This is a genomic window from Globicatella sulfidifaciens DSM 15739, from assembly GCF_900167405.1.
Taxonomy (GTDB): Bacteria; Bacillota; Bacilli; order Lactobacillales; family Aerococcaceae; genus Globicatella; species Globicatella sulfidifaciens.
Genome location: NZ_FUWO01000010.1, coordinates 68,954 through 93,790 on the forward strand (window position 1 = coordinate 68,954; position 24,837 = coordinate 93,790).

The 24,837-nt window shown below is 35.3% G+C and carries 20 protein-coding genes; 5 read left to right on the forward strand and 15 right to left on the reverse strand.

Features of this window, described 5'->3' with window-relative positions:
* Positions 1–27: 27 nt before the first annotated feature.
* From B5D12_RS06480 to B5D12_RS06500, 5 genes are all read right to left on the reverse strand, one after another.
* Positions 28–1,044: a Gfo/Idh/MocA family protein gene (locus B5D12_RS06480; RefSeq protein WP_078756052.1), complete on the reverse strand. Its 1,017-nt coding sequence runs from the start codon at positions 1,042–1,044 to the stop codon at positions 28–30.
* Positions 1,045–1,055: 11 nt separating this feature from the next.
* Positions 1,056–1,670, reverse strand: coding sequence for a TIGR01906 family membrane protein (locus tag B5D12_RS06485; protein ID WP_159443879.1), 615 nt, complete (start codon positions 1,668–1,670; stop codon positions 1,056–1,058).
* 1 nt (position 1,671) lies between these two features.
* Positions 1,672–2,442 carry a TIGR01457 family HAD-type hydrolase gene (locus B5D12_RS06490; RefSeq protein WP_078756054.1) on the reverse strand — a complete coding sequence of 257 codons (771 nt, stop codon included), beginning with the start codon at positions 2,440–2,442 and terminating at the stop codon, positions 1,672–1,674.
* Between the two features lie 12 nt (positions 2,443–2,454).
* A complete protein-coding gene (locus B5D12_RS06495; RefSeq protein WP_159443880.1) occupies positions 2,455–3,162 on the reverse strand; it encodes a YutD family protein in 708 nt (235 codons plus the stop codon).
* Between the two features lie 703 nt (positions 3,163–3,865).
* Positions 3,866–4,489, reverse strand: coding sequence for a CDP-alcohol phosphatidyltransferase family protein (locus tag B5D12_RS06500; protein WP_078756056.1), 624 nt, complete (start codon positions 4,487–4,489; stop codon positions 3,866–3,868).
* 229 nt (positions 4,490–4,718) lie between these two features.
* Between B5D12_RS06500 and B5D12_RS06505 the strand changes: the two genes are divergently transcribed.
* Positions 4,719–5,564 (forward strand): DegV family protein, encoded by an 846-nt coding sequence (locus tag B5D12_RS06505; RefSeq protein ID WP_078756057.1) that lies wholly within the window; start codon positions 4,719–4,721, stop codon positions 5,562–5,564.
* 366 nt (positions 5,565–5,930) lie between these two features.
* Here the strand turns inward: B5D12_RS06505 and B5D12_RS06510 are convergent, their stop codons facing one another.
* Both B5D12_RS06510 and gorA read right to left on the reverse strand, forming a co-directional pair.
* Positions 5,931–6,149 (reverse strand): GlsB/YeaQ/YmgE family stress response membrane protein, encoded by a 219-nt coding sequence (locus B5D12_RS06510; RefSeq protein WP_200803007.1) that lies wholly within the window; start codon positions 6,147–6,149, stop codon positions 5,931–5,933.
* A 142-nt stretch (positions 6,150–6,291) separates the two neighbouring features.
* Positions 6,292–7,638: a glutathione-disulfide reductase gene (gene gorA / locus B5D12_RS06515; protein WP_078756058.1), complete on the reverse strand. Its 1,347-nt coding sequence runs from the start codon at positions 7,636–7,638 to the stop codon at positions 6,292–6,294.
* Positions 7,639–7,775: 137 nt separating this feature from the next.
* Between gorA and B5D12_RS06520 the strand changes: the two genes are divergently transcribed.
* The 4 genes from B5D12_RS06520 (at position 7,776) to B5D12_RS06535 (ending at position 13,975) form a co-directional block, all read left to right on the forward strand.
* Positions 7,776–9,155, forward strand: coding sequence for an MATE family efflux transporter (locus tag B5D12_RS06520; protein WP_078756059.1), 1,380 nt, complete (start codon positions 7,776–7,778; stop codon positions 9,153–9,155).
* A 100-nt stretch (positions 9,156–9,255) separates the two neighbouring features.
* Positions 9,256–9,522 carry a 30S ribosomal protein S16 gene (gene rpsP, locus B5D12_RS06525; RefSeq protein WP_066126553.1) on the forward strand — a complete coding sequence of 89 codons (267 nt, stop codon included), beginning with the start codon at positions 9,256–9,258 and terminating at the stop codon, positions 9,520–9,522.
* A gap of 146 nt (positions 9,523–9,668) precedes the next feature.
* Complete coding sequence (locus tag B5D12_RS06530) at positions 9,669–12,272, forward strand: DUF1002 domain-containing protein (protein WP_078756060.1); 2,604 nt, start codon at positions 9,669–9,671, stop codon at positions 12,270–12,272.
* A 344-nt stretch (positions 12,273–12,616) separates the two neighbouring features.
* On the forward strand, positions 12,617–13,975 hold the full coding sequence (locus tag B5D12_RS06535) for a hypothetical protein (protein WP_078756061.1): 1,359 nt from the start codon (positions 12,617–12,619) through the stop codon (positions 13,973–13,975).
* 345 nt (positions 13,976–14,320) lie between these two features.
* Here the strand turns inward: B5D12_RS06535 and B5D12_RS06540 are convergent, their stop codons facing one another.
* The 8 genes from B5D12_RS06540 to B5D12_RS06575 form a co-directional block, all read right to left on the reverse strand.
* The gene (locus B5D12_RS06540) at positions 14,321–15,592 is read right to left on the reverse strand and encodes a toxic anion resistance protein (RefSeq protein ID WP_078756062.1); all 1,272 of its coding nucleotides are present in this window, start codon (positions 15,590–15,592) and stop codon (positions 14,321–14,323) included.
* 3 nt (positions 15,593–15,595) lie between these two features.
* Positions 15,596–16,639 (reverse strand): 5-bromo-4-chloroindolyl phosphate hydrolysis family protein, encoded by a 1,044-nt coding sequence (locus tag B5D12_RS06545; protein WP_078756063.1) that lies wholly within the window; start codon positions 16,637–16,639, stop codon positions 15,596–15,598.
* A 70-nt stretch (positions 16,640–16,709) separates the two neighbouring features.
* On the reverse strand, positions 16,710–17,981 hold the full coding sequence (locus B5D12_RS06550; RefSeq protein WP_078756064.1) for a competence/damage-inducible protein A: 1,272 nt from the start codon (positions 17,979–17,981) through the stop codon (positions 16,710–16,712).
* Positions 17,982–18,243: 262 nt separating this feature from the next.
* The gene (locus B5D12_RS06555) at positions 18,244–18,444 is read right to left on the reverse strand and encodes a cold-shock protein (protein ID WP_078756065.1); all 201 of its coding nucleotides are present in this window, start codon (positions 18,442–18,444) and stop codon (positions 18,244–18,246) included.
* Between the two features lie 442 nt (positions 18,445–18,886).
* Positions 18,887–19,162: a JAB domain-containing protein gene (locus B5D12_RS06560; protein WP_078756066.1), complete on the reverse strand. Its 276-nt coding sequence runs from the start codon at positions 19,160–19,162 to the stop codon at positions 18,887–18,889.
* A 519-nt stretch (positions 19,163–19,681) separates the two neighbouring features.
* Positions 19,682–20,203, reverse strand: coding sequence for a RadC family protein (radC, locus tag B5D12_RS06565; protein ID WP_071408217.1), 522 nt, complete (start codon positions 20,201–20,203; stop codon positions 19,682–19,684).
* Between the two features lie 63 nt (positions 20,204–20,266).
* Entirely contained in the window at positions 20,267–21,577 is a 1,311-nt protein-coding gene (locus B5D12_RS06570) for a bifunctional folylpolyglutamate synthase/dihydrofolate synthase (protein WP_078756067.1), read from the reverse strand.
* A 511-nt stretch (positions 21,578–22,088) separates the two neighbouring features.
* Positions 22,089–24,815 (reverse strand): cation-translocating P-type ATPase, encoded by a 2,727-nt coding sequence (locus B5D12_RS06575; RefSeq protein WP_078756068.1) that lies wholly within the window; start codon positions 24,813–24,815, stop codon positions 22,089–22,091.
* Between the last annotated feature and the right edge of the window lie 22 nt (positions 24,816–24,837).

Sequence of the window (24,837 nt, forward strand, 5' to 3'; positions counted from 1 at the left end):
TTGAATAAAATTTGTCATATTGACTCCTTAATTAAATTTTAGATTGGCTGATTTTCTTAATTGTTCCATGACTTGTGCAACTTGTAAACTCATCTGCTTCCAGTCTTCATAACGAACTTGTTGCTGAATATTATCGGGATCGGTCAATACTTCTGCAAAAGCAATTAGTTCATCGTACATAACATTTTCTGGGCGATAATCGATTACTTTAGCCTCTTGTCCCGCTTTATTAATTAATTTAACACTTGCAATTCGAGTAATGCCCTCAATCACCACAGTTTCATCATCGAAGTAAATCTCAGATGGCATAATCGAATGAACGCCTTTAGACATAAAAATATTTACTTGAGAATTTTTGTATTTTAAAATCGCATTACCAAATAAGTCAATTTGATTTGGACCTTTAACGGTATGGTAACTGACGCTATCAGGCATACCGAATAAATCCAAGGCTACATATAATGGATAAACACCAATGTCCATTAAAGTACCACCCGCAAATTTAGGGTTAAAAATATTCGGTAGCTCTTCTTGACCCGCCATCGCTTGAATATATTGTTCATAACGAGAAGAATATTGACCAATATTAAAATTAGCCCCTAAAAATGGTTGTGAATGTCCCTTTTGTAAATTACGAACTAATTGTCTTAAACGTCGATAATTACGATTATGGTAGTGTAGTGCTGCCTCAAACACTTTTACCCCTTGCTGTTCAGCATATTGATGGATTTGATACCATTCACTAACCGAAGCAAAGGCCGGTTTTTCAACAATCACATGTTTCCCCGCTCGAATCGCTTCTTTCGCATACCGAAAATGCAAACTATTCGGACTCGCAACATAGATAACATCAATGGCGGGATCATATAATAAATTATTTAATTGATCACAATAATAATCAGCTTGATAAAACTTAGCAATATCACGGGCATTTTTAGCGTTACGAGAATAGATTCCCTTAATATGATAACGTCTCGTCAATTTTAGAGCTTGAATAAATTGTTCGGTAATCCAAGAAGTACCAATGGTGCCGACATTTAACATGGTCATTCCTCCTATTTCATAATGCGTCGATAAATCGCTAATAATAATTCATATAAAATAATGACACTGACAAAATAAATTAAAAATAGATTTTCTGGTAAGACTAAGATAATCGGATCGACTAAGGGGTCGAATAACCATAAATCGTTTCGAAAAAAAACTTGATGGAATAACAAGAAGATTTGATCAAAGGCAATGACCATTAAAAAAAGTAAAAGAAGTGGAAAATAAACCGCTAATTTAGAGAGTTGATATTGCAATTTTTTGACACCTAATTTGTTAGTAGATTGATAATTCCATCCTAAAAATATTAAGCCACAAATAGTCAAGACAAAATTTGCTTGCATTAAATACTTTACCTCAACAAAATGTTGGATACCAGCAGCAGAACTAGAAAAATTAGGAAAATTAAGGGTATGAACTTGAGGGAAAATTAAAAAGTCCATCATATGATCGATATTGATTAATAATTGTGATTTGGTTAATCCGACTGGCGTAGCTAAATCAACAAAACTTAAATAGCCACGGTAAATCAATCCGCCTGAAAAGATGACGATTGAAATCGCCAAACTAATGAATGCAACAATCATCAACAGCACACGCATGAATTGTTTGAAATGAATCATATTAAAGCTCCCATTGCGATAAATCTTCCACCACATAAGTAGGTGGAATTGGTAAATTGGCAACATCTTCCGGATGAGTCACACCCGTTAATACTAATAGTGTATCCATCCCATTATCAATCCCAACTCGGATGTCAGTTTCATAATTATCTCCCACCATTAACACTTCATCAATTGTCAATCCTAATCGATGTAAGCAGCCTTCTAAAATAGGACGGTGAGGTTTCCCCATAATAATCGGATCTACTTCCGTCGTATATTGGATAAAAGCAGTTAATGCTCCTGAACTCGGCATCATACCGTTTTCCGTTGGTATACGACGATCGGTATTGGTCACAATGAATGGTGCGCCTTGGCGAATAGCATTGGCCGCTGTTGCTAGTTCATGATAGGTTACTTCACGATTCAGTGCTTGCACGACCACTTGCGCATTTTCTGTTTGGTCAATCTGATAGCCGGCATTTTCAATCAATTTTTTAAATGAAGGCTCACCCACTACATGGACTGTTTGTCCCGGATGATGTATATTTAAATAATCAATTAACGCTAATGACGAAGTATAAACATTTTTTGGTTCAGCTGGTAAATGATAATTATTCTGTAAATTTAAGGCCACTTCTTCCGGCGTTTTCGTTGCATTATTCGTCATAAATAAATAGGGTATCTCTTTTTCATGCAACTTTTTAATAAAGGCTTCTGCCGTTGGAATTCGTCTTTTTCCAAAATATACGGTTCCATCTAAATCAATTAAATAAGCTTTATACTTTTTCATTGAATGCTCCTTCTAAGGTTGTTGTTTAATAATAAAATTTCGTTTGTTAGTACGCTGAGTTTGTTTTTGTTTTGATTTCACCACTTTATTGGCTTCAAAATCAGCTTTTTTGTTCTGTGGTGTCTGTTGCTTTCCTAATTGCTTAATTTGAAAAGCTTGATTTTGTTCACGTTGATTATGACGTTTATGGCGTGATTTCCGTTTATTTTTCTCATTATTCGTTGTCAATGAATTTTGTTGTTTTTGATGAATCGTATTAATTGGATTTTTTGTAGGTCGCTTAGACTGTGGCTTAGCATGGCTCATTCGTTCGCGCAATTGATTGTATTTGACCAATGCTTCTTCTTTTGCTAAAACAAAATAACGGCAGCCGAAATTACAATACTCCTTTAAATAATCGTCTAAGTAATCAATGATTTGTTCACGTGGAACCTTACGACGATTAATTTGATAAAAACCTCTTAAACGTAATTGTTCAAAGCCCCAATCGCCTACAATAAAATCAAAACGATCAAAATACTCTTGATAGCGCGCTTCAAAAGCACTAAAATCAAAGCCTTCGCGATAATTGGTTGCAACATGATAAATTTGTTCATTGATTTGAATGGTCGTTTCATCAATTTGGTGAATATTTTTTTCTGATACATCTTCATCATGAATAATCGAGGTTAAGATGGATTCAATTTGATCAGAAATCGTATCGATAGATTTTTTAGACATCAAAAATCTCCTTTCAAGGATAATATGGATAAATATCATTATTGTATTGAGTTAACATTCTTTATTATAACAGTAACCACATTAGAAATGAAGAACAACTAAATAAAAAAGAATCATGATTGAATAAGGAGGCTAGGCATAAACTTGAAAAATTTAGTTAAGATTATTGTTTAATAATTAATAGCATAGTGGTTGGGTGGTCTCAAACGGCGTCTTAAAGAGATTGGTCCTCAACTTGGTAAATTCAATCAACTTATTGCTCGGTAATTAAAAGCGCAGTGGTTGAGTGGCCTCAAACTACGTCTTAACGTGGTTTGGGATAAAGTTGATAAATTCAATCGAGTTATTGCTCAATAATTAGAAGCGCAGTGGTTGAGTGGTCTCAAACTGCGTCTTTCGACTTGTTTGAGGCCTACTCAACTGTGCGGGGGTAGGCCGACGAAGCGAAAATTATTCAATTTTCTACTTCTGGTCTACTCCCAGCTACCAACTGCTATCTTTTGTCGCCATCATGCGCTTAATGATTCAATCCACATTTGTTAGGTTACTACACTGTATATCACAATCCAAACATCAATAAAGCTGGATAGAAATCATCAATTTCTGTCCAGCTTTCAGTTTTATCCTAATCTTTACTAAAATGTAACGAAAAGTAAGACATGGCAGTACTTTCAGTCCATCTTCAGTTTTATCCCAATCTTCATTAAAATTTTATCGGTCCTTGAATTAATAACAATCCTAATGCAAATGCCCCTAATGCTAAAATAGCAAAAATAAAATTAGCAGGAATTCTAGGAAGTTCAATTTTTAATATAAAGCCCACTAAACACAATCCAAATGCTAAAATCCAAAGATACATCACCAAGGTGGTGGGTGCTATCCAAGTTAAAATTGATAATAATGGTAACACCATCGCAATCGACACTAACGGTAAACCATAGACAGAACTTTCTTCTACTTCACCTTGAAGCTCCAAAGGCCGATTATAATGAGCAATTCGAGTCGCTACTGCTAATAAATAAAAAGCAGCCACCATTACCGAAACCACGCTCTGATTGGTAATCTGCACTAACAAAACGCTCGGTGCCAATCCATAAGTTACCATTTTGCTTAAAGAATCTAATTCAATTGCAAACGATAATTCTTCTTCTTCCAAATCTTCTTGGTATTGATACGCTCCATTAAAAAAGTGGATGATTGCGCCAATAATAATCGACATAATGGCGTAATGAGTCTCGCCAATCATGGTAAATCCTACTGATACTGATCCAAAAAACAGAAAAATAATGACCAATAGATTTGCTTTGTTTAAATTTCCTAAAATCATTGTATCCCTCCTAAATCCTATTTACACTTATATTTTATCTAGTTTTGAAAACTATTTCAATCAATCTGCTAAAAATTGCCATAGAAATATTTTTTGACAACGAACTTTTAAAATGATTGATAGATTATATAGAAACGATCTTGATAACCCGATCATTAAATCCCCCTAAATAATTGCACTTTCACCATTATTTTTATATACTTAGATAAAACCCAAGGAGGTAAAAAACATGAAATGGAAAATACTTGCTGACTCCGGATCATGCATTAGACATGAAGAAAAAATAACCGATGAGATTGGTTTTCAAGTGGTTCCCTTATTAATTAATATTGGTACCGAGTTATTTATTGATGACGATCTTAGTAAAGTTCCGGATTTAATGGACTCTATGGAACATAGCAAATTAGGTTCTTCAACCGCTTGTCCGTCACCTGATACTTACGCATCAGCTTTTATGGGTGCAGATAATGTTATTTGTTTTACAATTTCGGGTGCATTATCAGGAAGCTTTAATAGTGCTCAATTAGCCAAAAACCTTGTTTTAGAATCACACCCTGAAAAAAACATTCAAATTATTGATACTCTTTCTGCTGGGACTGAAATGGATATTTTAGTAGATAAGACGATTGAATTAATACAAGCAGGCAAATCATTCGATGACGTCGTGACAGAAGTAGAAAATTATCATCAATCAACTGGTTTAGTCTTTATGCTAGAGTCAGTTGATAATCTAGTAAAAAATGGTCGCTTAAACCGTATAGTGGGTGGGATGATTGGTTTACTGAATATTCGCTTAATTGGTGTTCGTAGTGACGTTGGTCAAATTGAAGTCGTTCATAAATCAAAAGGGGAAAAACGTGCACACAATTCAATTGTTGACGTACTTACCGAAGCTAACTTTAATAATGGACGCATTGATATTTCACATTGCTTAAATGAATCTGGTGCCTTAAAACTAAAAGAGGTCATTTTAAAATCATTTCCACAGGCAACCATTAACATCCGTCCAACTAGTGGCTTATGTAGCTACTATGCGCAACGTGGTGGTCTAATGGTCGGTTATGAAACTGTATAATAATAGCGTTTGAAGATGGAAAATACTTGTTGAATTCAATCAAGTTATTATTCAAAACTCATCAGCGCAATGGGTGATAGGCCTCACACTAAGTCTTAAAGACTAGTGTGAGGTCTATTCCCAACTGTGCAGAGGTGGGCAGACGAAGCGAAAATCGAATGATTTTCTACTTCTTGCCCACTCCCTGCCTATTTTTTGTTTGAGGCGAAATCAAACGCTGACATAACAATCTAACGCTTTGCTAGTGCGTATTTATCTGATAATCTGAACGCTTGGTAATCAACTTACAAATCGATAAAATAAAAAATGGACAAGGTCTAAAAGTTTTAACACTTTAAGCTCTTGTCCACTTATTTAATACCTTATTTATCTTCTATTTTTGTTGATAAAGCTAAAGACAATAATTAAAATAACTGCTCCTAAAAATGAAGCGATAAAACCTGTATCGTGGAATAAATATTCTCCAATAGCTGACCCTAATAAACCGGCAATAATGTTACCAATAACACCACCAGGAATGTCTTTACCTAAAAGTAAGCCAGCTAACCAGCCAATAACTCCACCAACAATTAAATTTACTATCATCGTAACCTCTCCTCAAATTGAATGTAACGCCATTATACCTAATAAAAGCACTACAAGCTAATAATTATCATGGTTAAAATCATTATTATGACATGTCAAGCTGTTCCATGAAGCCATCCAATTAGCATTACTAATCAAGATGTTAACGCATCGTCACAAATTCTTCACTTCCCGTAGGATGAATGGCAACGACCGCATCAAATTGTGCTTTGGTAGCACCCATCTTCATAGCAACACCGAAACCTTGAATCATTTCATCCACGCCTTCACCAATGCCATGTAAGCCAATCACTCTTTCTTCTTCACCTACACAAACTAATTTAAAATAACATGGTTCACGATGCCAAGCGGCACTTGCGTACATTGAGAAAAATTTAGTACGGTACACTTTAACGGCATCTTTTCCATATTGATCAACTGCTTCCTGTTCAGTTAAACCAATCGTTCCAATAGCTGGATGACTAAAAATAACCGTTGGAATCATGTCATATGAGATGGCAGAAGTTGTCGCATCATTAAACAAATACTCTGATAATTGACGTCCAGCTTTAATGGCTACCGGCGTTAAATCTGCTTTACCGATTACATCACCTATCGCATAAATAGTTGGCACTGTTGTTTGATGACCATCATCGACTTTAATATGACCCGATGGCAATAATTCAACATCAGTGTTTTCTAAACCTAATTGGTCGGTATTAGGTTGACGTCCAATCGCCATAATTACTTTATCAACGGTTAAGATGACTTCATCCCCGACTAAACAATCAATTTTATCCCCATTTTGACGATATTCTGTTATCGTGGTATTAGGTACTAATGTCGGACCATTTTGAGCCATTGCTTCTACTAAACTCTCGCCTAGCATTTGATCAAATTGTCGTAATGGACGGTCATATCTGACGACTAAATGTGAATTAACACCTAATGAATGTAATGCACCCGCTAATTCTACGGCAATATAGCCGGCACCGACAATTGCCACACTCTCTGGTAAACTGTCCCAATTGAAAAAGTCGTCAGAAGTATTAACTAATTCAATCCCCTTAACCTCAGGTAAAGTCGGACGGCCACCGGTTGCAATCACAATATGTTTCGCTTCTAATACTTCACCATTAACTTCAACTTGATTATTATTTAGAAATTTAGCAAAACCTTGATAAAGATCAATGCCATTTTTTTCAAACCGAGTGCCATAACCATTACGTGAACGGCTAACATAACCATCACGCGCTTCTAAAAATTTATGATAATCAAATTGTACATTATCAGCAGTAAAACCATATCCCGGTCCATAATGACGAATGGCCTCATTTACTCTGGCGGCATACCAAGTTACCTTTTTAGGTACACATCCTAAATTAACACAAGTCCCACCAACCAATCCACCTTCAATGACTGCAACTTTGGCTCCATATTCAGCTGCACGATTGGCTGCTCCACTGCCACCACTACCGCCACCGATGGTAATTAAATCATATTGTTTCATATTCATCCCTCTTTCATACACTTTCAAAATAACGATAGCATATTTTAACAATAACTGAAATATTTTTGCCTAAAAAATTACTTAACAGGTGCAAATAATTCATGAAACTGCTATAATACCGTTTGGTGATAAAAAATATGGAAAAAACAAAACAAAATATTATGTTGGAGGGCAACATTACGAAAACCATTATTGCCCTTTCAGCACCATTGATGTTCAATAATTTAGTTCGAACCCTTTATAATTTAACGGATGGTCTCTATGTGGCCCAGCTCTCTTCAGATGACTTTGCTGCTACTGCTTTTGTTTGGCCACTCAATTTCCTATTTATTTCTTTAGGTATGGGGATTGGCGTAGGTGCCACTACCTTAATAGCACAACGCTTAGGGGCGCGACAATATGAAAAAGCCAATCAATTTGCTCAAAATGCGCTAAACCTCTCTTTAGTTATTGGATTATTTGTTTCGATTATTGGTTATATCTATTCAGCAAACTTTGTTAGCTGGATGGGTGGTACAGGAGAATTCGCGCTTAAAAGTACGACTTATTTAAAAATTAATTTCATCGGTCTCTTTTTTGACTTTGGTTATTTTGCTTACCAAGCAATCCTCAACTCTGAAGGAAATAATAAGACCATCACGATAATTAGTACCATCTCCTCTTTGATCAATGTGATTTTAGACCCGATCTTTATTTTTAAAACTATTCCCTTAATTAATTTACCTGGTTTGGATATGGGAATTGCGGGTGCCGCTTGGGCGACGGTCATTTCGAAATTGATTCTCTTAATACTAGCCGCTTATGTGGTTAAACGTCAGTCGCAAGTTAAAGTACACTTGCTAAATCGCGAATACCATTTTCCAATTATTCAAGAGTTAACAAAAATTGCTCTCCCTTCCGCCTTAGGTTATAGTGGCGCTGCCATGGGATTTACAGTTTTAAATGGCTTAATCCAGTCCTATGGAACGGATACTTTAGCAGCTTTCTCGATGGGCAATCGTTTATCTGATTTATTAACACAACCACAAATGGGAATTGGGATGGCTTTAACTTCATTAATTGGTCAAAATATCGGAGCACAACAATTTGATCGTGCCAAATCAATCTTTAGACGTACTAATTTAATCATTGGCTTCATTTCAATTATTTCTTCAATCATTATTTTCTTGTTTAAACAAAATTTACTGTCACTCTTTATAACTGATATGAGTAATCAAAACCTTTGGAATCAAGCCATTGAATATTTGATGTATAGTACGTTAATTATCTTTTTTATGGGATTCTTCTCTTCTTATAACGGGGTCTTCCAGGGGATGGGTAAAACCAATTATTCGATGTTCATGTCAATCGGACGTCTATGGTTATTTCGTTTGCCATTAATCTGGCTATTCAGTAACTTTAGTAATCTTGGTTCAACCGGAATTTGGATTTCAATGCTGTTATCAAATGGATTAACCGTTTTAATTGCAGCATTTGTCTACCGTAAAATTGATTGGAATCAATTGAAAAAATATTAATTAAAAAAAATTTAAGGTGTAAAGGAAAAATACTTTACAGGGTGATAATAATCTGATACAATACATACTTGTGAATGATATTTATGGAGGTGAAATGAACATGGCAGTTAAAATCCGTTTAAAACGTATGGGTGCAAAAAAACAACCATTCTACAGAATCGTTGTTGCAGACTCTCGTTCTCCACGTGATGGTCGTATTATCGAACAAATCGGTACTTACAACCCACTTACAGAACCAGCTACTTTAGACATTAAAGAAGAATTAGCTTTACAATGGTTAGCTAATGGTGCACAACCATCTGATACCGTTCGTAACTTATTCTCTACAAAAGGTATTATGACAAAATACCACGAATCAAAAAAATAATTGATTAAAAATGGAAGTCTTTTGACTTCTTTTTTTTTTACAAAAAATTCGTAAACGGTTCACATTTTCAAATTTTATTCAAGCCTTTTTCACCCACTCCAAAATAATTAATGATATAATTAAATCATAAAGAGGAGGAGTTTATTATGAAACTTATGAAAAAAATGACCGTGGTCTTAGCGTTAAGTTCCTTAGCAATTGTCCCAATTAGCTCTAGTGTCATCTCATTAACAGAAGTTCAAGCAACAACCCCAGCCACTGCACCACAACGTGAATTATCATTAGGTGCATCTTTAACTGCACAAGAAGCTGAGCAAACAAAACAACTATTAGGTGCCAATAATTTACCTATCGATAATACTATTTATGTTGACGGTACTGTCGTTAACCAATATTTACAAGATGGGTCCAATCAAAATACTGGTGTTTTCTCAAGTGCTTTAATTGAAAAATTACCAGAAGGTTCTGGTGTACAAGTACAAGTTATTACCCCACAAAATATTTTAGTGGTCAAACCAACTACATATCAAAATGCAGCCATTACTTCAGGTGCTAAAGACGTGCTCATTAAAATCGCAACTGTTAAACCGGTAACCGGTGAAGGTGCGTTAGCAGGTGTTTATGCTCTCTTTGAAAAAGCCGGCTTAAAAGTTGATCAAAAATCAATCGTCGTCGCTGAAAAAGAGATTCAATTAGTAGAACAAGCGAAAAAAGAAAATCAAGTAACGGATGTTCAAATCAATAAAATTATTGTTGAAATGAAAACCCAAATTACCAATACAGTGGTAAATAATCAAGAAGTTAACATCGATTTTATTGTTCAAACCATTATCAATAACAATCCTGATATAAAGTTATCAAATGAAACCATTGAGTTCTTAAAACAAGTCGCAAAAGATTACTCAGAAACTGAAGCGGCTAAAAATAAAGACACCGTGGATCAATTAGATAAAAGTATTAAAGAAGATGCTAATAAGCCATATGCCGTAGATCTAAATCAATTCGGTGGTCATGCAACATTTAAACGTGATGGCGATGGTATCCCACACAATATTCAAGTCTCACTATTAGATAAACGTGTTTACCTGATGGACAGCAAAGCTACTTATGAATTAACAACCGAGAATATTGACACTAAAGAATTGACAGCTATTGCTCAAGATGGCTCAACTCGTCAAGTAAAAGTCAACACCGTTTTACATTTAAAACCTGTTGCTGATACTGGCGCTAAAGAATCCGAAGATTTATACTTATTCTTCAATAATTCTGGTACGATTTCATTATTAACTCCAGATTACAGCGGACAAGCTGGTCAAGAAGGTATGTTAGAATATGTTCTAACTGAAACACCTTCCCAAACTGATGTTGAAGAACCTAGTTTAGAAGACTTCCCATATATGGTTGATTTAAATATCTTACAAGATAAAACTTACTTCGTACGTGAAGGTATGAATATTCCTAACGGATTAAACTTAGCTAAAAATGATTTAACCTTAGCTTACGATTATCCGGAACAAGAATCACAAGTATCAAATATTGAAATTACCAATATTCCAACACATGACATTCGTGTCTTCTCTGCCGATGGTTCTGGTATTCGCGATATTAAAGTAAATACAGTAATTCGTTCAAAACAAGGTAGCGAAAATCTATTCCTATTTGTTAATAAAGATGGTGGTATCTCATTAGCTACACCAAACTACGCTGGTAATGTTGACGAATCCGAAAAAGACGTCATGTTAGAATACCTAGTGGGTACTCAACCTGAAGCGCCTGCTGAGGAATCAACTGAGGCGCCTACTGAAGAATCTACTGAAGCGCCTGCTGAGGAATCAACTGAGGCGCCTGCTGAAGAAACAACTGAAGCACCTGCTGAAGAAACAACTGAAGCACCTACTGAAGAAAATACAGATGATTTCCCTTACAGGGTTGATTTATCACATATAGCTGGTGAAACACCATTCTTTAATCCAGGAATGAATATTCCAAATAATATTATTATCAATACTGACGCTAACTCTGTTACATTTAAAGCTGCTGATGGTAGCGAACCAGCTGGAACAGCAACCTTTACTAATATTCCAACCAAAGAAATTCGTATTTTCTCACATGATGGATCAGGCATTCGTAATGTCAAAGTCAATACCGTCATTCAAATTGAAGGTATTGAAGGAGATTTCGCAAATGAAATGTATCTATTCCAAAATGCGAACGGCGGTGTCTCTCTTGCAACGCCAAATTACGCTGGCAATGTAGAAGAAGCAGATAGAGATGTAATGATTGAATACATAGTTGGTGAATATGTCCCTGAAGATAATTCAGGAAATGAAGAAGCTGTTGACCCAAGTCAATATCCATTTATGGTTGATAAGAGTGAAGTATCAAGTGACACTCTCTTTGGTAATGACGGCATGAATATTCCAAATGAAATCACATTAAATTCATCAGAAGGAACCGTGAGCTTTGTCTACCCTGATACTGAACCTCAAAATGGCGAAATAAAATTTGAGGTAGTCCCAGAAAAAGAAATTCGTGTCAATTCACATGATGGCTCTGGTGTCCGTAATGTTAAAGTCAATACCGTTATCAAAGTATCGGAGCTTGAGGGAGATTTAGCTAAAGACATGTATCTTTTCCATAATGCTCAAGGTGGTATTTCTTTAGCAACACCAAATTATGCTGGTAATACCGATGAAGCAAATCAAGATGAAGCAAATCAAGATGTGATGATTGAATACCTAGTAAAATAACCATCTCAATCATTCGCTACCAATTATACAATAATTGAATAACTTAATTTTTAATTAAGAAGCTTAAATCGAAAACGACTGGAATTATCCCATTTCCGGTCGTTTTTATTTTTCTTTTCACAAAATAAGATTACTTATAAACTATTTAGACGCTCTATTATCATTGATTCCACCACTCTTTTGACTCTTCTTTTTATCTAACTTTGTGAAAAACATATAATACTAACAAACTCATTAACTAAAATTCTTATTAATTTTTTAAACATTTTAAAAAGCTTATCATTTTACTTTGAATTTAAATTTGGCTATGCTTTAAGTAGTTAATATGAGAGGAGAGAAGTAGAATGAAAAAATCATTATTAGCTAGTACACTGATATTGTCGCTGTTAGCCGGTACTTTCGTACCAACACTTGCCCCTGCTTATGCAGAGGAAACAACAACGGTGTCCGAAGATGAAGAAGAAACTACATCAGAAGAAACTACAGTCGCAGAAGAAACAAATGACACAGAAGAATCTTCCGAAAATAATGAAAGTTCTGACGAAGATGCCGATGATACTGATGACAATGAAACTAATGATGAAGAAGCACCTGCCAATGACGATGATGCAGACGATGATGATGCAGCCGATTGGGAAGCTTATCAAGCTAAGTTACAAGAAATATTAGAAGCTGAAAAAGTAGAAGTTTTATATAAAAACTTAAAACCAATCAATTTAACTGAAGATGTTGAAGGCATTGATATTATCATCAATGGTTATTACTACTATGAAATAAGTAATTTCGATGTTGACTGGGAATATGTTTTTGGTGATCAAACAGAAAAAGGTGGCGTAATCGTCTATGATATCACCTTAAGAAATACATGTGATCAAGACCTTTACCCTGTCCCTACCTTTAATACGACGGTGACCGGTAATGAAGATTTTATTACGAATAATAATTCTTTAGTGAAAGAATCACAATCAATCAATTGGTTATTCCATAACGATAATGAAGGTGTCTTAGAAGCGGGTCAAGAAATTCGTGGTTTCTATCCATTACCGATTACACCAAATACAATGGAAAAAATTGAAGCCGAAGGTATTGGTCTAATGGAAACACCAGCTGTTTATACCTCTGAAGATTTTGAAACTGAGACTTTATTAGCTCGTGGAACTAACATTCGTATTCCATTTACTACTAAAGGTGAAGAAATTGCAGCCGCAGCCGCTGATTTTTATCCTGATGTCTACACATTAGAAAATTGGGGGAATAAAACGTTAGTTGATGAAGTTGAATTGGGTGAAACCATTGAATCCCAAGGTTTAACTATTACGGTTGATAGTTACCAAATAACTGAATTAGAGCCAAATGAAGATTATAAAGATCGCTTTGCTGACTTTGAAGATGGTGCCTATTTATTAACAGTGGCTGTAACATATGACAATCAAACTAAAAAAGATTTACAGTTAGATATGGTTTCAGGTACCTTGGCATTAGCTGATATGATTAGATACTTCAGCGAAGGTTTATTAGAGCCACGTTTAGAAAATCGTGAATTACTTGCTGGTGAAACAGCCTCACGTTACCATACATTTTTAATGGATGGCAAAACTTATGAAAAATTCGCAGAAGATGAATGGGTATTAGAATTAAAACCTCAAGATACTGATTTTGACCGTTTAGGTGAAAAGGACGCGTTCTTCTTCGAACTTAAATAATAATGTTTAAAAACTTCTGGCTTTGGACAGGAAACAACGTATTGCTTGCCAACGTTAGTAATCGATATTGACAATTTAATAGCTGAGTAGTCTTAAACAGTGTCCTATCAAATGACTTAATAGCTACTCGATTCGGGAGTGAGCAGACGTAGTGAAATTCAAATGATTTTCTACTTCTAGCTTACTCCCTTTTTCTGTACCACTTCGGTACATTCTTCCACTCGCTAAGAAGCCGATGGCTTTTGCCTATATTTTTTATAATAATATTAAGCATCATCAAGCCCTTTTGACTCACTTGAAAAAATAAAACGGAAAGAAATCAGCATTTCTTTCCGTTTTGTTATATTAAAATTGATAATTATCGTCCTGTGTGCGATTGGCTTCTTGTTGCTTTTGTTCGGCCGTTATTTGCAATAATTTATCTCTTAAATCAAGCTCCATTGCTTGTAATTCTTGTTCAGCCAAGGCACGTTGACGGCGCCCTTCTGATTGAATTTGCAAGGTTTCTTCTAATGTCTCAATTAAGTTTGCTTGCGTTTTTTGTAAAGTCTCAATATCAATTACACCACGTTCAGATTCTCGCGCGGTATCAATAGCACTTTGTTTTAACATATCAGAGTTCTTTAATAATAAATCATTCGTTGTTTCCGAAACTTGACGTTGAGAAACTGCAGCATTTTGTTGTCTTAATAAGGCTAAGGCAATCGTTATTTGGTTTTCCCATAATGGAATCGCCGTATGCACTGATACTTGGATTTTTTCAGCTAATGCTTGGTTCGTATTTTGAATCATACGAATTTGAGGTGCTTGTTGAATCGTCATTTGGCGAGTTAATCGTAAATCATGCGTTCGCTTATCCAAACGATCTAAAAATTGATTTAAATCATTGACGACTTGAACATCCATTTGACTATTACTTTTTTTAGCCTTTTCAATCGCTTCAGGAATAATTTTTTCTTGTAATTCTTGCATTTTTACTTCACCGGCAGCGATATAAATATTGAGTGCTTCAAAGTAATCTTTATTCTTCTCGTATAATTGTTCTAACATTAAGTTATCGTTTAATAACTCATTTTTCTCACGTTCTAAACGGATGGCTACTTTATCAATTTGGCTACCAATTTTTTGGTATTGTATTTGCGTTTCGGAAATTGAAGCTTTCACCTTTCCAAATAATCGTTTAAAAAGATTAGGTTCAGCGGTTAAATCTTTTGGGTTAGATTTTTGTAATTGAGTCATCAATTCGGTTAATGAATCACCAATTTCTCCAGTATCTTTTAATTGAACACGATTTAGCATTGAATGTGAGAACTCACTTAATTTCTTTTGGGCATTGGAACCATAAGCAATGACAGCATTCATGTTGGTTTCGTCAATTTGACTAGCTAAATCTTTCGCTTGCTTTTGACGATGTTCAGGTAAACGGTCAATCAGTTTACTATTCGTTATTTGTCGCTTCGATAACATTTGAGCATCTAATAAATCTTTTTGAACACTTGTTAATTCATCACGGGTTGTTTTTTCATCAAAAGGATTACTAATTAATTCCTCAACTTCTGATGATGTCGCTTCGCCAATTAATTCATCAAATAAGCTTTCAGTATCTTTTTCAGCCATATATTATTCCTCCTCAAAGTTAAATGGGTCGCTCACTAACTCATCAATCGTATCTTGATTAGTTGTGTTATCTATTTCCTTATTAAGCGCACGATTCGCTAATTTTATTTCATCTTGTAAATCATTATATAATGATTGATGGAAATGGACATAGCTCTCTGTAATGGATTCACAAATATTGTCAATTGTCTGAGCACTTTTTTCTAAGATTAAATAGGTTTGTTTGTTTTTAGCAACATGACTGGATATCTCGGTATATTTAGCGGTTAAATCTTCTAATGATGGTAATAATTTATTTAAGAAGATACCTGCTTGAGCTACCCGTTCAGGTTCTTTAACAATATCTTTGAAATATTGTTTTGAAACGGCTACTAAATTGTGTCGATTTTCAATGACTCTTAATTTAGCCACTTTATTCATTTCCACTTCAATATTTTCAATCCGCTCTTTGGCTTCGGCCATTTGTTGACGGAAAAAGACAATTTCTTGTTCCGATAAACCATGTTCACGATAATGATTTATCTTATCTTGTGTCGGTTTAAATTTATAATTTTTAGGCGCATGATGACGCATAGTGAAAAAATCCATTAACAACGCCATTCCAAAGAAGGGAATAGTACAAGCTACCACCAAAGAACAAATAATAACGGTCGTGCCAATCATACCGTCTATCGGGCGGGTCGAATAGGTATCAATTCCAGCATAATAACTGGTCAATACGACTAATCCCATGCCAATATAATAAATCACTCTTAACCAGTCTTGATGGAAGCGACGATCTAATAAATCAAACAACCAGGAAATGAGTGCATGTCCTGCAAAAATACCAGTTGATACTACTACGATATTGGTTTCAGGTATATCTGAATAACGACCGAAAATAATCGTAGACAATAAATTCGCAAACAGGACAATAATCAAGGCACCGCTTGAAATTTGAGTTACTTTTTTATATTTAAATGTTGCTTGCTTAGTAAAGATACTTGCTAGTAAGGCGAAGTAAATTAGCATTAATAATACATAAGGTAAATGATACATCATAAGCATTTTAAAGACCTCCTTTATTCTATATTATTATTATACAGGTTGAATGTGATTCTTTAATCGGCCTCTAGACCTATTTATCTTTGACGCGATTGATCATTAATCTTAATTGATTCAAGGCGTTTTTAGCCGCACGGTCCCTAATAAGCGCCCGGTCGCCAAAGAAATGATATTCTTTCACTTCAATTTGCCCGTTATAATAAGTTCCTACATACACTAGGCCAACTGGTTTACCACTTTCATCACTTTCAGGCCCAGCTAAACCCGTCGTCGCGATTGCCACATCAGCATTGAGTCTTTGCACGACTCCCATGACCATCTCTCTTGCGACTTCTCTACTCACTGCACCAAATTGTTTAAGCGTTGATTCTTTCACGCCAACGGTGTTTATTTTTGATTCATTGGAATAACATACAATCCCTTCTTTAAACACTTGTGAAACACCACTTTGTTCAATTAGTAATGACGCTACATCCCCACCTGTTAGTGACTCGGCTACACTAATAGTTAATTGTTTGTCAATCAGTGTTCGAGCTAGTACTCGATGTATTTCGGTTTGTGTCTCAGATACTTCCGAAGTACCGACTAAATAGATATATTCACCTACCCGTTCTTTAATCGGTTGGAGTGCTGTTTCTATCAAAGATAAGCACTCTGCTTCATTTTGACCAGATGCGGTCACTCTTAATAATACTTCTGCTGTTTTAGCATATAAAGCCATCGTTGGATTCGTTTGTTGATCTAAAATATCTTTAATTTTTGTTTCTAATAATGATTCACCAATGCCAAAAAAGCGAACATAACGCGATGCAAAAACTTGATGACTTTTTGATTTCAAATAAGGTTCTACTTGTTCGTGATACATCCGTTTCATTTCTCGAGGTGGCCCCGGCATTAAAATAATTCGCCGTTCGTCTTTATCTAAGATTAATCCTGGCGCAGTACCAATCGGATTGTGTAAAATAATAGCTCCTTGTGGCACCATCGCTTGTTTGCGGTTATTGTCAGCTAATTGATAATTAGGATTTTTTCCCATTAAATAATCAACAATCTCTTGCCAGACCGATTCTTGAAATTCAAGGGGCATTCCCATAAATTCGGCAGCAACATTCCGCGTTAAATCATCATCAGTAGGTCCTAACCCTCCCGTAATAATAACAGTATCAGCTGCTTCAAAGGCTAATTCTAATGCTCTTTTTAATCGTTCAGGATTATCTCCTACTGTTGTTTGTTTATAAATATTCACACCAATATTAGCTAATTCATTTGCTAAATAAGCCGCGTTGGTATTAATAATATCGCCTAATAATAATTCTGTTCCACATGATATTAATTCTACTTTCATTTCGACACCTCATCTCCTCTATATTATACCAATTTTTTACTATTGCTTACAAAACAAATTCATTCACTAATGGTTAAATCGAAGCTTTCAGTCCCTTCAATGTACTAAGTCACCTAGAGGTTAGCAATTGCTTTGTTTGCTTGCTTTATGTTATCATTACGAAACATTCAATGCACTAAGGCATCTAGTGGCTAGTGATTGTCTTAATAATACAAAAACGGTTAGAACCAAAGTCCTAACCGCATCATTGATTTAATTAAAATTAAGCTTTCTGTACGTTAGCTGCTTGAGGTCCACGAGCGCCTTCTTCAACGTCGAAAGTAACTGATTGACCTTCTTCTAAAGTTTTAAACCCTTCATCTTGGATAGCTGAGAAATGAACAAATACATCATCAGCAGATTCACGTTCGATAAATCCAAAACCTTTTTCTGAATTAAACCATTTAACTGTTCCTTGTTCCATTAATAATGAACTCCTTTGTGCCTATGCACGTAAATATTTATTTCTGTGAATGGTAAAACTAAATATAAATCAACTTTCCCTTATGGTAAAACAAATTATAATTCAAACTTTCCCTTAACAAAAACATAAGTCTATTGTAACACGTTTTCATTTTGTTAACAAGCACTAAGACTTAAATTTAAGAATCCCTTCACAATAATAATGCAAAGACGAAATCAATTCAATGAAAATAGATGCCTTCGTTGACGCGTTGAAAACAAGGATAAAATAATTCAATAACTTTTTTTTCTTAAATTTAACTTTTACAATATCAAGTTGATCAATGTATTAAAATGTCTAATTTAATCGTTTTAACTGCAAGCCTAGCATTTTTAGTTGTTCTATTGATAATATTTAGACTGGTTATAGATAATTCTAATTTCTTAAAATTACTTAATTAAACCTAATCAAAAATATTGGTAACTTCTCTTAAACTTAAATAATTATCTTGTCCAATAATAATATGATCCAATAATTCAATTCCCATTAAATTACCACACTCAATCATTCGTTTGGTAAAAATTAAATCCGCTTGCGATGGCTCTGGATCGCCGGACGGATGGTTATGTCCAATAATAATTCGCGCAGTTGGATATTTTACGGCTTCTTTAAATAATTGTGATAGGTAAATTTTTGAAGTTATCGCCAATTTTTCCCCCACACCACACGGTACGTGCAGCTTTCACCGCATACCGCGTTCCATCAATTATGTTTTATATCATACTCTTTTACACAATTGACTGAAGGCTATTCCTCCTTGTGGATTAGACAACTCAAAGGTCATGCCTTCGCTCTCACAGAAGTTAATGACTGTCACCAATCAACTAGTTTAGCGAACGTAAATTCTACCTAGCTTCTGCTTTCAATGTTGACTTATTTCTATCATTTAGGTTAACTTAGATGGCTACTTTCAATAAATAAGTTCGCTATTTCCTGTAAAAATAGAAGGTCTTTCATAGCGAGACTTCTTACTAAACCTCTACTTACTTATTGGTCCACATAACTTCGTTCTCCTCATCTTATTAACCGACTTCCGGCATATCAAATCACTGCAAAATTTTTCTGCCGACTTTACCGCGCTTCATACCATCTATTATTTACGTAACAAATCGCATGGCGGAGCTTAAAGAAAGTATTTCCGGACGTTACCCCTTCATTCTACTTTTCGAAATAAGCCTTCTCTTATAAAATAAGAGCCTTAGCTTTTCACTAAGGAACATTTCGCACTCTCGCGAGGGTGCGCAACTGAACTGTTAACCGTCCCTTTAAAAATATCTTTCCGTCTTATAATCTCATTTTTCGTATTCAAAAAGAGTGCTGTTAAATGTTCTTGATGAAATTGTCTCATCTCGCGCAAAAGCCATTCTCCCACATCCTTGGTCGACGTGATCTTACCATATTTTGGAATGGTACTGGTCGCAATTCTTAAGCCAATCTCCATACTCGCTTTTAGCTCAATGGCCTTTATTGGCCCAATCCCTGGAACACTTTGTAATTCCTCTAAACTTGCTTGATTTAACCCATATAAAGTTTCGAATTCTTGAATTAAACGTAAAGCCAATTCAATCACATTTTCTTGTCTGGTACCGGTCCGTAATAAGATTGCCAGCAATTCATGATCAGCCAATGCTTTTTCGCCAAAATATAATAAGCGTTCACGTGGCCTACTTTGTTTAGGGACTTCCTCTATAAATAGATTTCGATTTTTACTAACTTCCATAAAAAAACTCCTTTCAGTGATAGATACACCAAAAGGAGTTAAAATACTTTAATCCAATCTTTTTTATACGTCAGTCAATAATGGCTCTTTTTTTAAGTAATAAGCTCGAACTTGAGCGATAAAATATAATGAACCAGTAACCACTAAAACATCTTGATTACCTGGCGTTAGTTCCTGTTCCCAATCGATACTAAAACGCGTTGGAATGTTATTTTCAGGATGTTGTTTAACCAACAATTCAAAATCATTCACTAACATAGACTTTGGATGTTCAAACTCGGTAAAGACTATTTCTGCTAAAGGCATTTTCAATAATAAATTAACATGCTCTAATTGATTTTTTGTCATTAGACCTGAGTATATTAACTTAATCTTTTTGTCTGCTAAATAGGTCTGCATCGTATCTGCCAAAGCATTCAAACCGGCTTCATTATGAGCGCCATCAATGTAAATTAATGGCTGATTACTTAATTTTTCCATCCGGCCAATCCACTTGGTTTCAAATAAGGCTTGGTGTTCGAGCTGAGTATCAATAACATGACCATATTTTCTCATCCAATGTTGGAAAAATAATAACGATAAGGAAGCATTATGAATTTGATGTTTTCCAATCATGTTAATGCAATAACTATCTTGGCTATTGAATCGGAAAATACTACCTTGGGTTAATGATTGGCTTTGAATTTCATAAGTTGCATCTTGGCCCAATTGATAAAGTGTTGCCCCTTCGATGGCACAAATTCGTTCGATTTCTGCTTCAGCTTCAGCAGGTAATTCACCAATGAAGACATCCGCATCACCATGAATAATACCAGCTTTTTGTTGTGCAATTTCACGATAAGTATGACCTAATCGTTCCACATGATCTTTGCCAATCGTGGTAATCAAAATATCTTTAGAGTCAAGCACATTGGTACAATCGTTTAAACCGCCCAATCCGACTTCAATTAAACAAATATCCGGTTGAACTTCATTAAAATATAAAAACATCATTACCGTATAAAGTTCAAAAAATACCAATCGACTATAGGGGGTCGTAGCCATATACTCATTAAGTTCGACCATTTTGTTCACTAAACGAATGACCGTTTCGTCGTCAATAGCTTCTCCATTCAAACTAATTCGTTCATTAAATTTCATGATATGTGGTGAGGTAAAGCCTCCCACAGTAAATCCATGTTTCATAAAAAGATTTCGTAAATAAGCAGTCACGGATCCTTTTCCATTTGTTCCACCGATATGAATTGTCTTTAAACCTCTTTGAGGATTACCAACAAAGTCTAATGCGACTTGAATTTTATTCAGTCCTACACGATGTACTTCGGTTTGTTGGTCATCCATCCACTCTATTGCTTCTTCAATTGTTCTTATCACAGCGCCACCTCTAATTAAATTAATAAAGGAATTGTATAATAGGGTCTAATCGTTTAATCGTCTTATCTGCTATCCTTACGTTTCCATCGCCTATTATACGACATTTCTACCAAAAAAGCGTGGTTTTGGTAAAAATTTTCTTCCTAAAGATGAAAGTCAATCTTATTAATGAATTTTGTTCAAATATCGCTCATTTAACAAAGAAAGATGGAGCAAAATAATATAAAATGATTCTGTTTTTTTCATTGGCCCCGTACAGATTCACAACAACTAGCAACTATTTGATTATTCTTTCTTCGAAAGTCCACACAGATTCACAACAACTAGCGACCCTATGACCCTTCTGTCGCCACCTCAGTCCAGGCGCGTTAAACGATGCGATCTTTTAACAGAGACTCTTCAATCATCTTTTTTCATTATAAAAATACAAGGCCAAACAGATATAATCTCTGCCCAGCCTTGATTTTAACCAATCTTAGTCGAGTTGGTTTATTCAAATTGTCTTACTAAATTATTTAACAACTTTAAAGTCTGCTCCTGATTTTTCATATTTAGCAGCTACACCAGTTGCTCGTAAAATAAACTTGATGATTTCAACGAAGACAACGATACTTAGACCCGCTAAAACAACTAATAACCATTGAGTACCAGTTAAATCATGTACGCCAAATAATGATTGTAAACCTGGTATTAATACAACCATCAATAATAAAGCACCAGAACCAACAAAGGCCATATTTAAGTATTTGTTGTTAAATGGATTGGTACTAAATAATGATTGGAATACCGATTTCACATTATAAGAATGGAATAATTGTAACATACCTAATGTTAGGAATGCGACTGTTTCAGCTAAGACATGACGTTCATCCCCTACTAATTGAGTCGGGAATGGTCCATAAGCAGCTAACCAATACATGAATAATGTAATACCGCCCTCTATAATACCTTGGTAAATAATACTTGGTAAAACACCAAATGATAAGAAACTATCTTTTGATGTACGAGGAGCATGTTTCATTGAACCTTTTTCAGCGCCTTCTAAACCTAAGGCAATCGCTGGAAAGACGTCTGTTACTAAGTTAATCCATAAAATATGAACGGGTTCTAAAATTGTCCAACCTAACATGGTTGCAAAGAATAAAGTAAATACTTCACCTAAGTTGGCAGATAATAAGAATTGAACAGCTTTTTGAATATTCGCAAATACTTTACGTCCTTCTTCTACTGCTACTACGATTGTTTCAAAGTTATCATCCGCTAAGACCATATCTGAAGCACCTTTTGATACTTCTGTACCGGTAATTCCCATACCAACACCGATATCTGCTTGTTTTAATGATGGCGCGTCATTAACACCGTCACCCGTCATTGAAACAACCACATCATTAGCTTGCCATGCTTTGATGATACGTACCTTATGTTCTGGAGAAACACGCGCATAAACAGAGTAATTTGCTACGGTACGTGCTAATTCTTCATCAGAGATTTCATCTAATTGCGCACCATTTAAAACATGTGTTTCATTATTGGTGTCATTGGCATCTAAGATACCTAAACGTTCGGCAATCGCTTGCGCTGTTACAGCGTGGTCACCGGTAATCATAACGGTACGAATACCCGCTTCTTTAGCCACAGCAATGGCATCGCCTGCTTCTTTACGCTCAGGGTCAATCATCCCTACTAAACCAGCAAAGATTAAATCTGTTTCAATTGTTTCTGATTTAACATCAGCAGGAATTTCATCAATAATTTTGTAAGCACCCGCTAAGACACGTAAAGCATCTTTCGCTAAATTTGTATTATATTCTAAAATTTCATCCACTTGATTGTCAGCTAAAGTAGTAACTTCACCATTGTTGTCAACTTGTGTACAACGTTTAATTAATTGGTCCGGTGCCCCTTTAACAGCAACGAAATAACGTCCGTCTTCTAATTGATGAATCGTTGACATTAATTTACGAGTAGAATCAAATGGTACTTCATCGACACGTGGAGATTTTGTTAATTCGCCTTTTAAGTCGAATTTTTTATCTAAAGCATATTTTATCATTGCCGTTTCAGTAGGATCTCCTAATAATTGGCCTTGATCATCAATTTCCGTGTCATTAGCAAATCCGATTGATTTTAATAATGGTGTATTTAAGTTAATCGCTTCACTTGCATCATGCAATTCACCATTATAGTAAACTTTTTCAATCGTCATTTTATTAACAGTAAGGGTACCTGTTTTATCCGAACAGATAACTTGAGTACTTCCTAAGGTTTCGACCGCTGGCAAAGTACGAACTAAAGCATTACGATCAGCCATCGTACGCGTACCTAGTGATAAGATAATGGTTGAAATAGCAGGTAAACCTTCTGGAATAGCTGCAACCGCTAATGAAATAGCCACTAATAACATATCCAATGGTAAACGTCCACGTAAAATACCCACTAAGAAAGTAACCGCGGCAATCCCTAAAATTAATATTGTTAAGGTCTTACCTAATTTTTCTTGGTCACGTTGTAATGGTGTTAATTGTTTTTCAGTACCTGATAACATGGTCGCAATATGCCCAACTTCAGTTTGCATACCAGTGCCGGTTACGACCCCAACACCACGACCATAAGTAACGTTAGTACTTGAGAACCCCATATTACTACGATCACCAATACCAACCTCATCGTCAGCTTCTAAGGTGGCTGCTGCTTTTTCACTTGGAACAGATTCCCCAGTTAAAGCTGCTTCTTCAATTTGTAATGAGCTCGTTTCAATTAAACGAACATCGGCAGGTACTACGTCTCCTGCTTCTAGGATAATAATATCTCCGGGTACTAATTCAGTACTTTTAACATTTTTAATGGTACCGTCACGACGGACTTTAGCACTCGGTGAGGCCATTTTACGTAAAGCATCAATTGCTTCTTCAGCTTTAGCTTCTTGGAAAACACCCATTATCGCGTTTAAAATAACTACTAATAAGATAATAAAGGCATCGGTTAAACCTTCCATCCCTTCAGCAACAACCGATACAGCCGCCGCCACTAATAAGACTATAATCATGAAGTCTTTAAATTGCTCAATGAATTTTTGTAGCAATGTTGTTTTTTCTTCTGTCTCTAATTCATTGAAACCATATTCTTCTTGCCGTTTTTTGACTTCAGCTTCGCTTAAACCTTGCGAAACATTCGATTCCAACTTTGAGACTACTGAGTCACTAGACTCAAGATATGGGACAAAATCTTTCTTTGTCATGTTTCTCCTCCTAAATTTTAAT

What these genes read in the sequence shown, in the direction of transcription:
- B5D12_RS06510 (WP_200803007.1), bottom strand. Translation starts at nt 6,149, where the DNA reads ATGATAGTAAATTTAATTGTTGGTGGAGTTATTGGCTGGTTAGCTGGC.
- radC (WP_071408217.1), bottom strand. Translation starts at nt 20,203, where the DNA reads ATGGAAGTTAGTAAAAATCGAAATCTATTTATAGAGGAAGTCCCTAAA.
- B5D12_RS06550 (WP_078756064.1), bottom strand. Translation starts at nt 17,981, where the DNA reads ATGAAAGTAGAATTAATATCATGTGGAACAGAATTATTATTAGGCGAT.
- B5D12_RS06535 (WP_078756061.1), top strand. Translation starts at nt 12,617, where the DNA reads ATGAAAAAATCATTATTAGCTAGTACACTGATATTGTCGCTGTTAGCC.
- B5D12_RS06500 (WP_078756056.1), bottom strand. Translation starts at nt 4,489, where the DNA reads ATGATTTTAGGAAATTTAAACAAAGCAAATCTATTGGTCATTATTTTT.
- B5D12_RS06505 (WP_078756057.1), top strand. Translation starts at nt 4,719, where the DNA reads ATGAAATGGAAAATACTTGCTGACTCCGGATCATGCATTAGACATGAA.
- B5D12_RS06575 (WP_078756068.1), bottom strand. Translation starts at nt 24,815, where the DNA reads ATGACAAAGAAAGATTTTGTCCCATATCTTGAGTCTAGTGACTCAGTA.
- B5D12_RS06555 (WP_078756065.1), bottom strand. Translation starts at nt 18,444, where the DNA reads ATGGAACAAGGAACAGTTAAATGGTTTAATTCAGAAAAAGGTTTTGGA.
- B5D12_RS06485 (WP_159443879.1), bottom strand. Translation starts at nt 1,670, where the DNA reads ATGATTCATTTCAAACAATTCATGCGTGTGCTGTTGATGATTGTTGCA.
- B5D12_RS06530 (WP_078756060.1), top strand. Translation starts at nt 9,669, where the DNA reads ATGAAACTTATGAAAAAAATGACCGTGGTCTTAGCGTTAAGTTCCTTA.
- rpsP (WP_066126553.1), top strand. Translation starts at nt 9,256, where the DNA reads ATGGCAGTTAAAATCCGTTTAAAACGTATGGGTGCAAAAAAACAACCA.
- B5D12_RS06545 (WP_078756063.1), bottom strand. Translation starts at nt 16,639, where the DNA reads ATGCTTATGATGTATCATTTACCTTATGTATTATTAATGCTAATTTAC.
- B5D12_RS06495 (WP_159443880.1), bottom strand. Translation starts at nt 3,162, where the DNA reads ATGTCTAAAAAATCTATCGATACGATTTCTGATCAAATTGAATCCATC.
- B5D12_RS06520 (WP_078756059.1), top strand. Translation starts at nt 7,776, where the DNA reads ATGGAAAAAACAAAACAAAATATTATGTTGGAGGGCAACATTACGAAA.
- B5D12_RS06540 (WP_078756062.1), bottom strand. Translation starts at nt 15,592, where the DNA reads ATGGCTGAAAAAGATACTGAAAGCTTATTTGATGAATTAATTGGCGAA.
- gorA (WP_078756058.1), bottom strand. Translation starts at nt 7,638, where the DNA reads ATGAAACAATATGATTTAATTACCATCGGTGGCGGTAGTGGTGGCAGT.
- B5D12_RS06490 (WP_078756054.1), bottom strand. Translation starts at nt 2,442, where the DNA reads ATGAAAAAGTATAAAGCTTATTTAATTGATTTAGATGGAACCGTATAT.
- B5D12_RS06480 (WP_078756052.1), bottom strand. Translation starts at nt 1,044, where the DNA reads ATGTTAAATGTCGGCACCATTGGTACTTCTTGGATTACCGAACAATTT.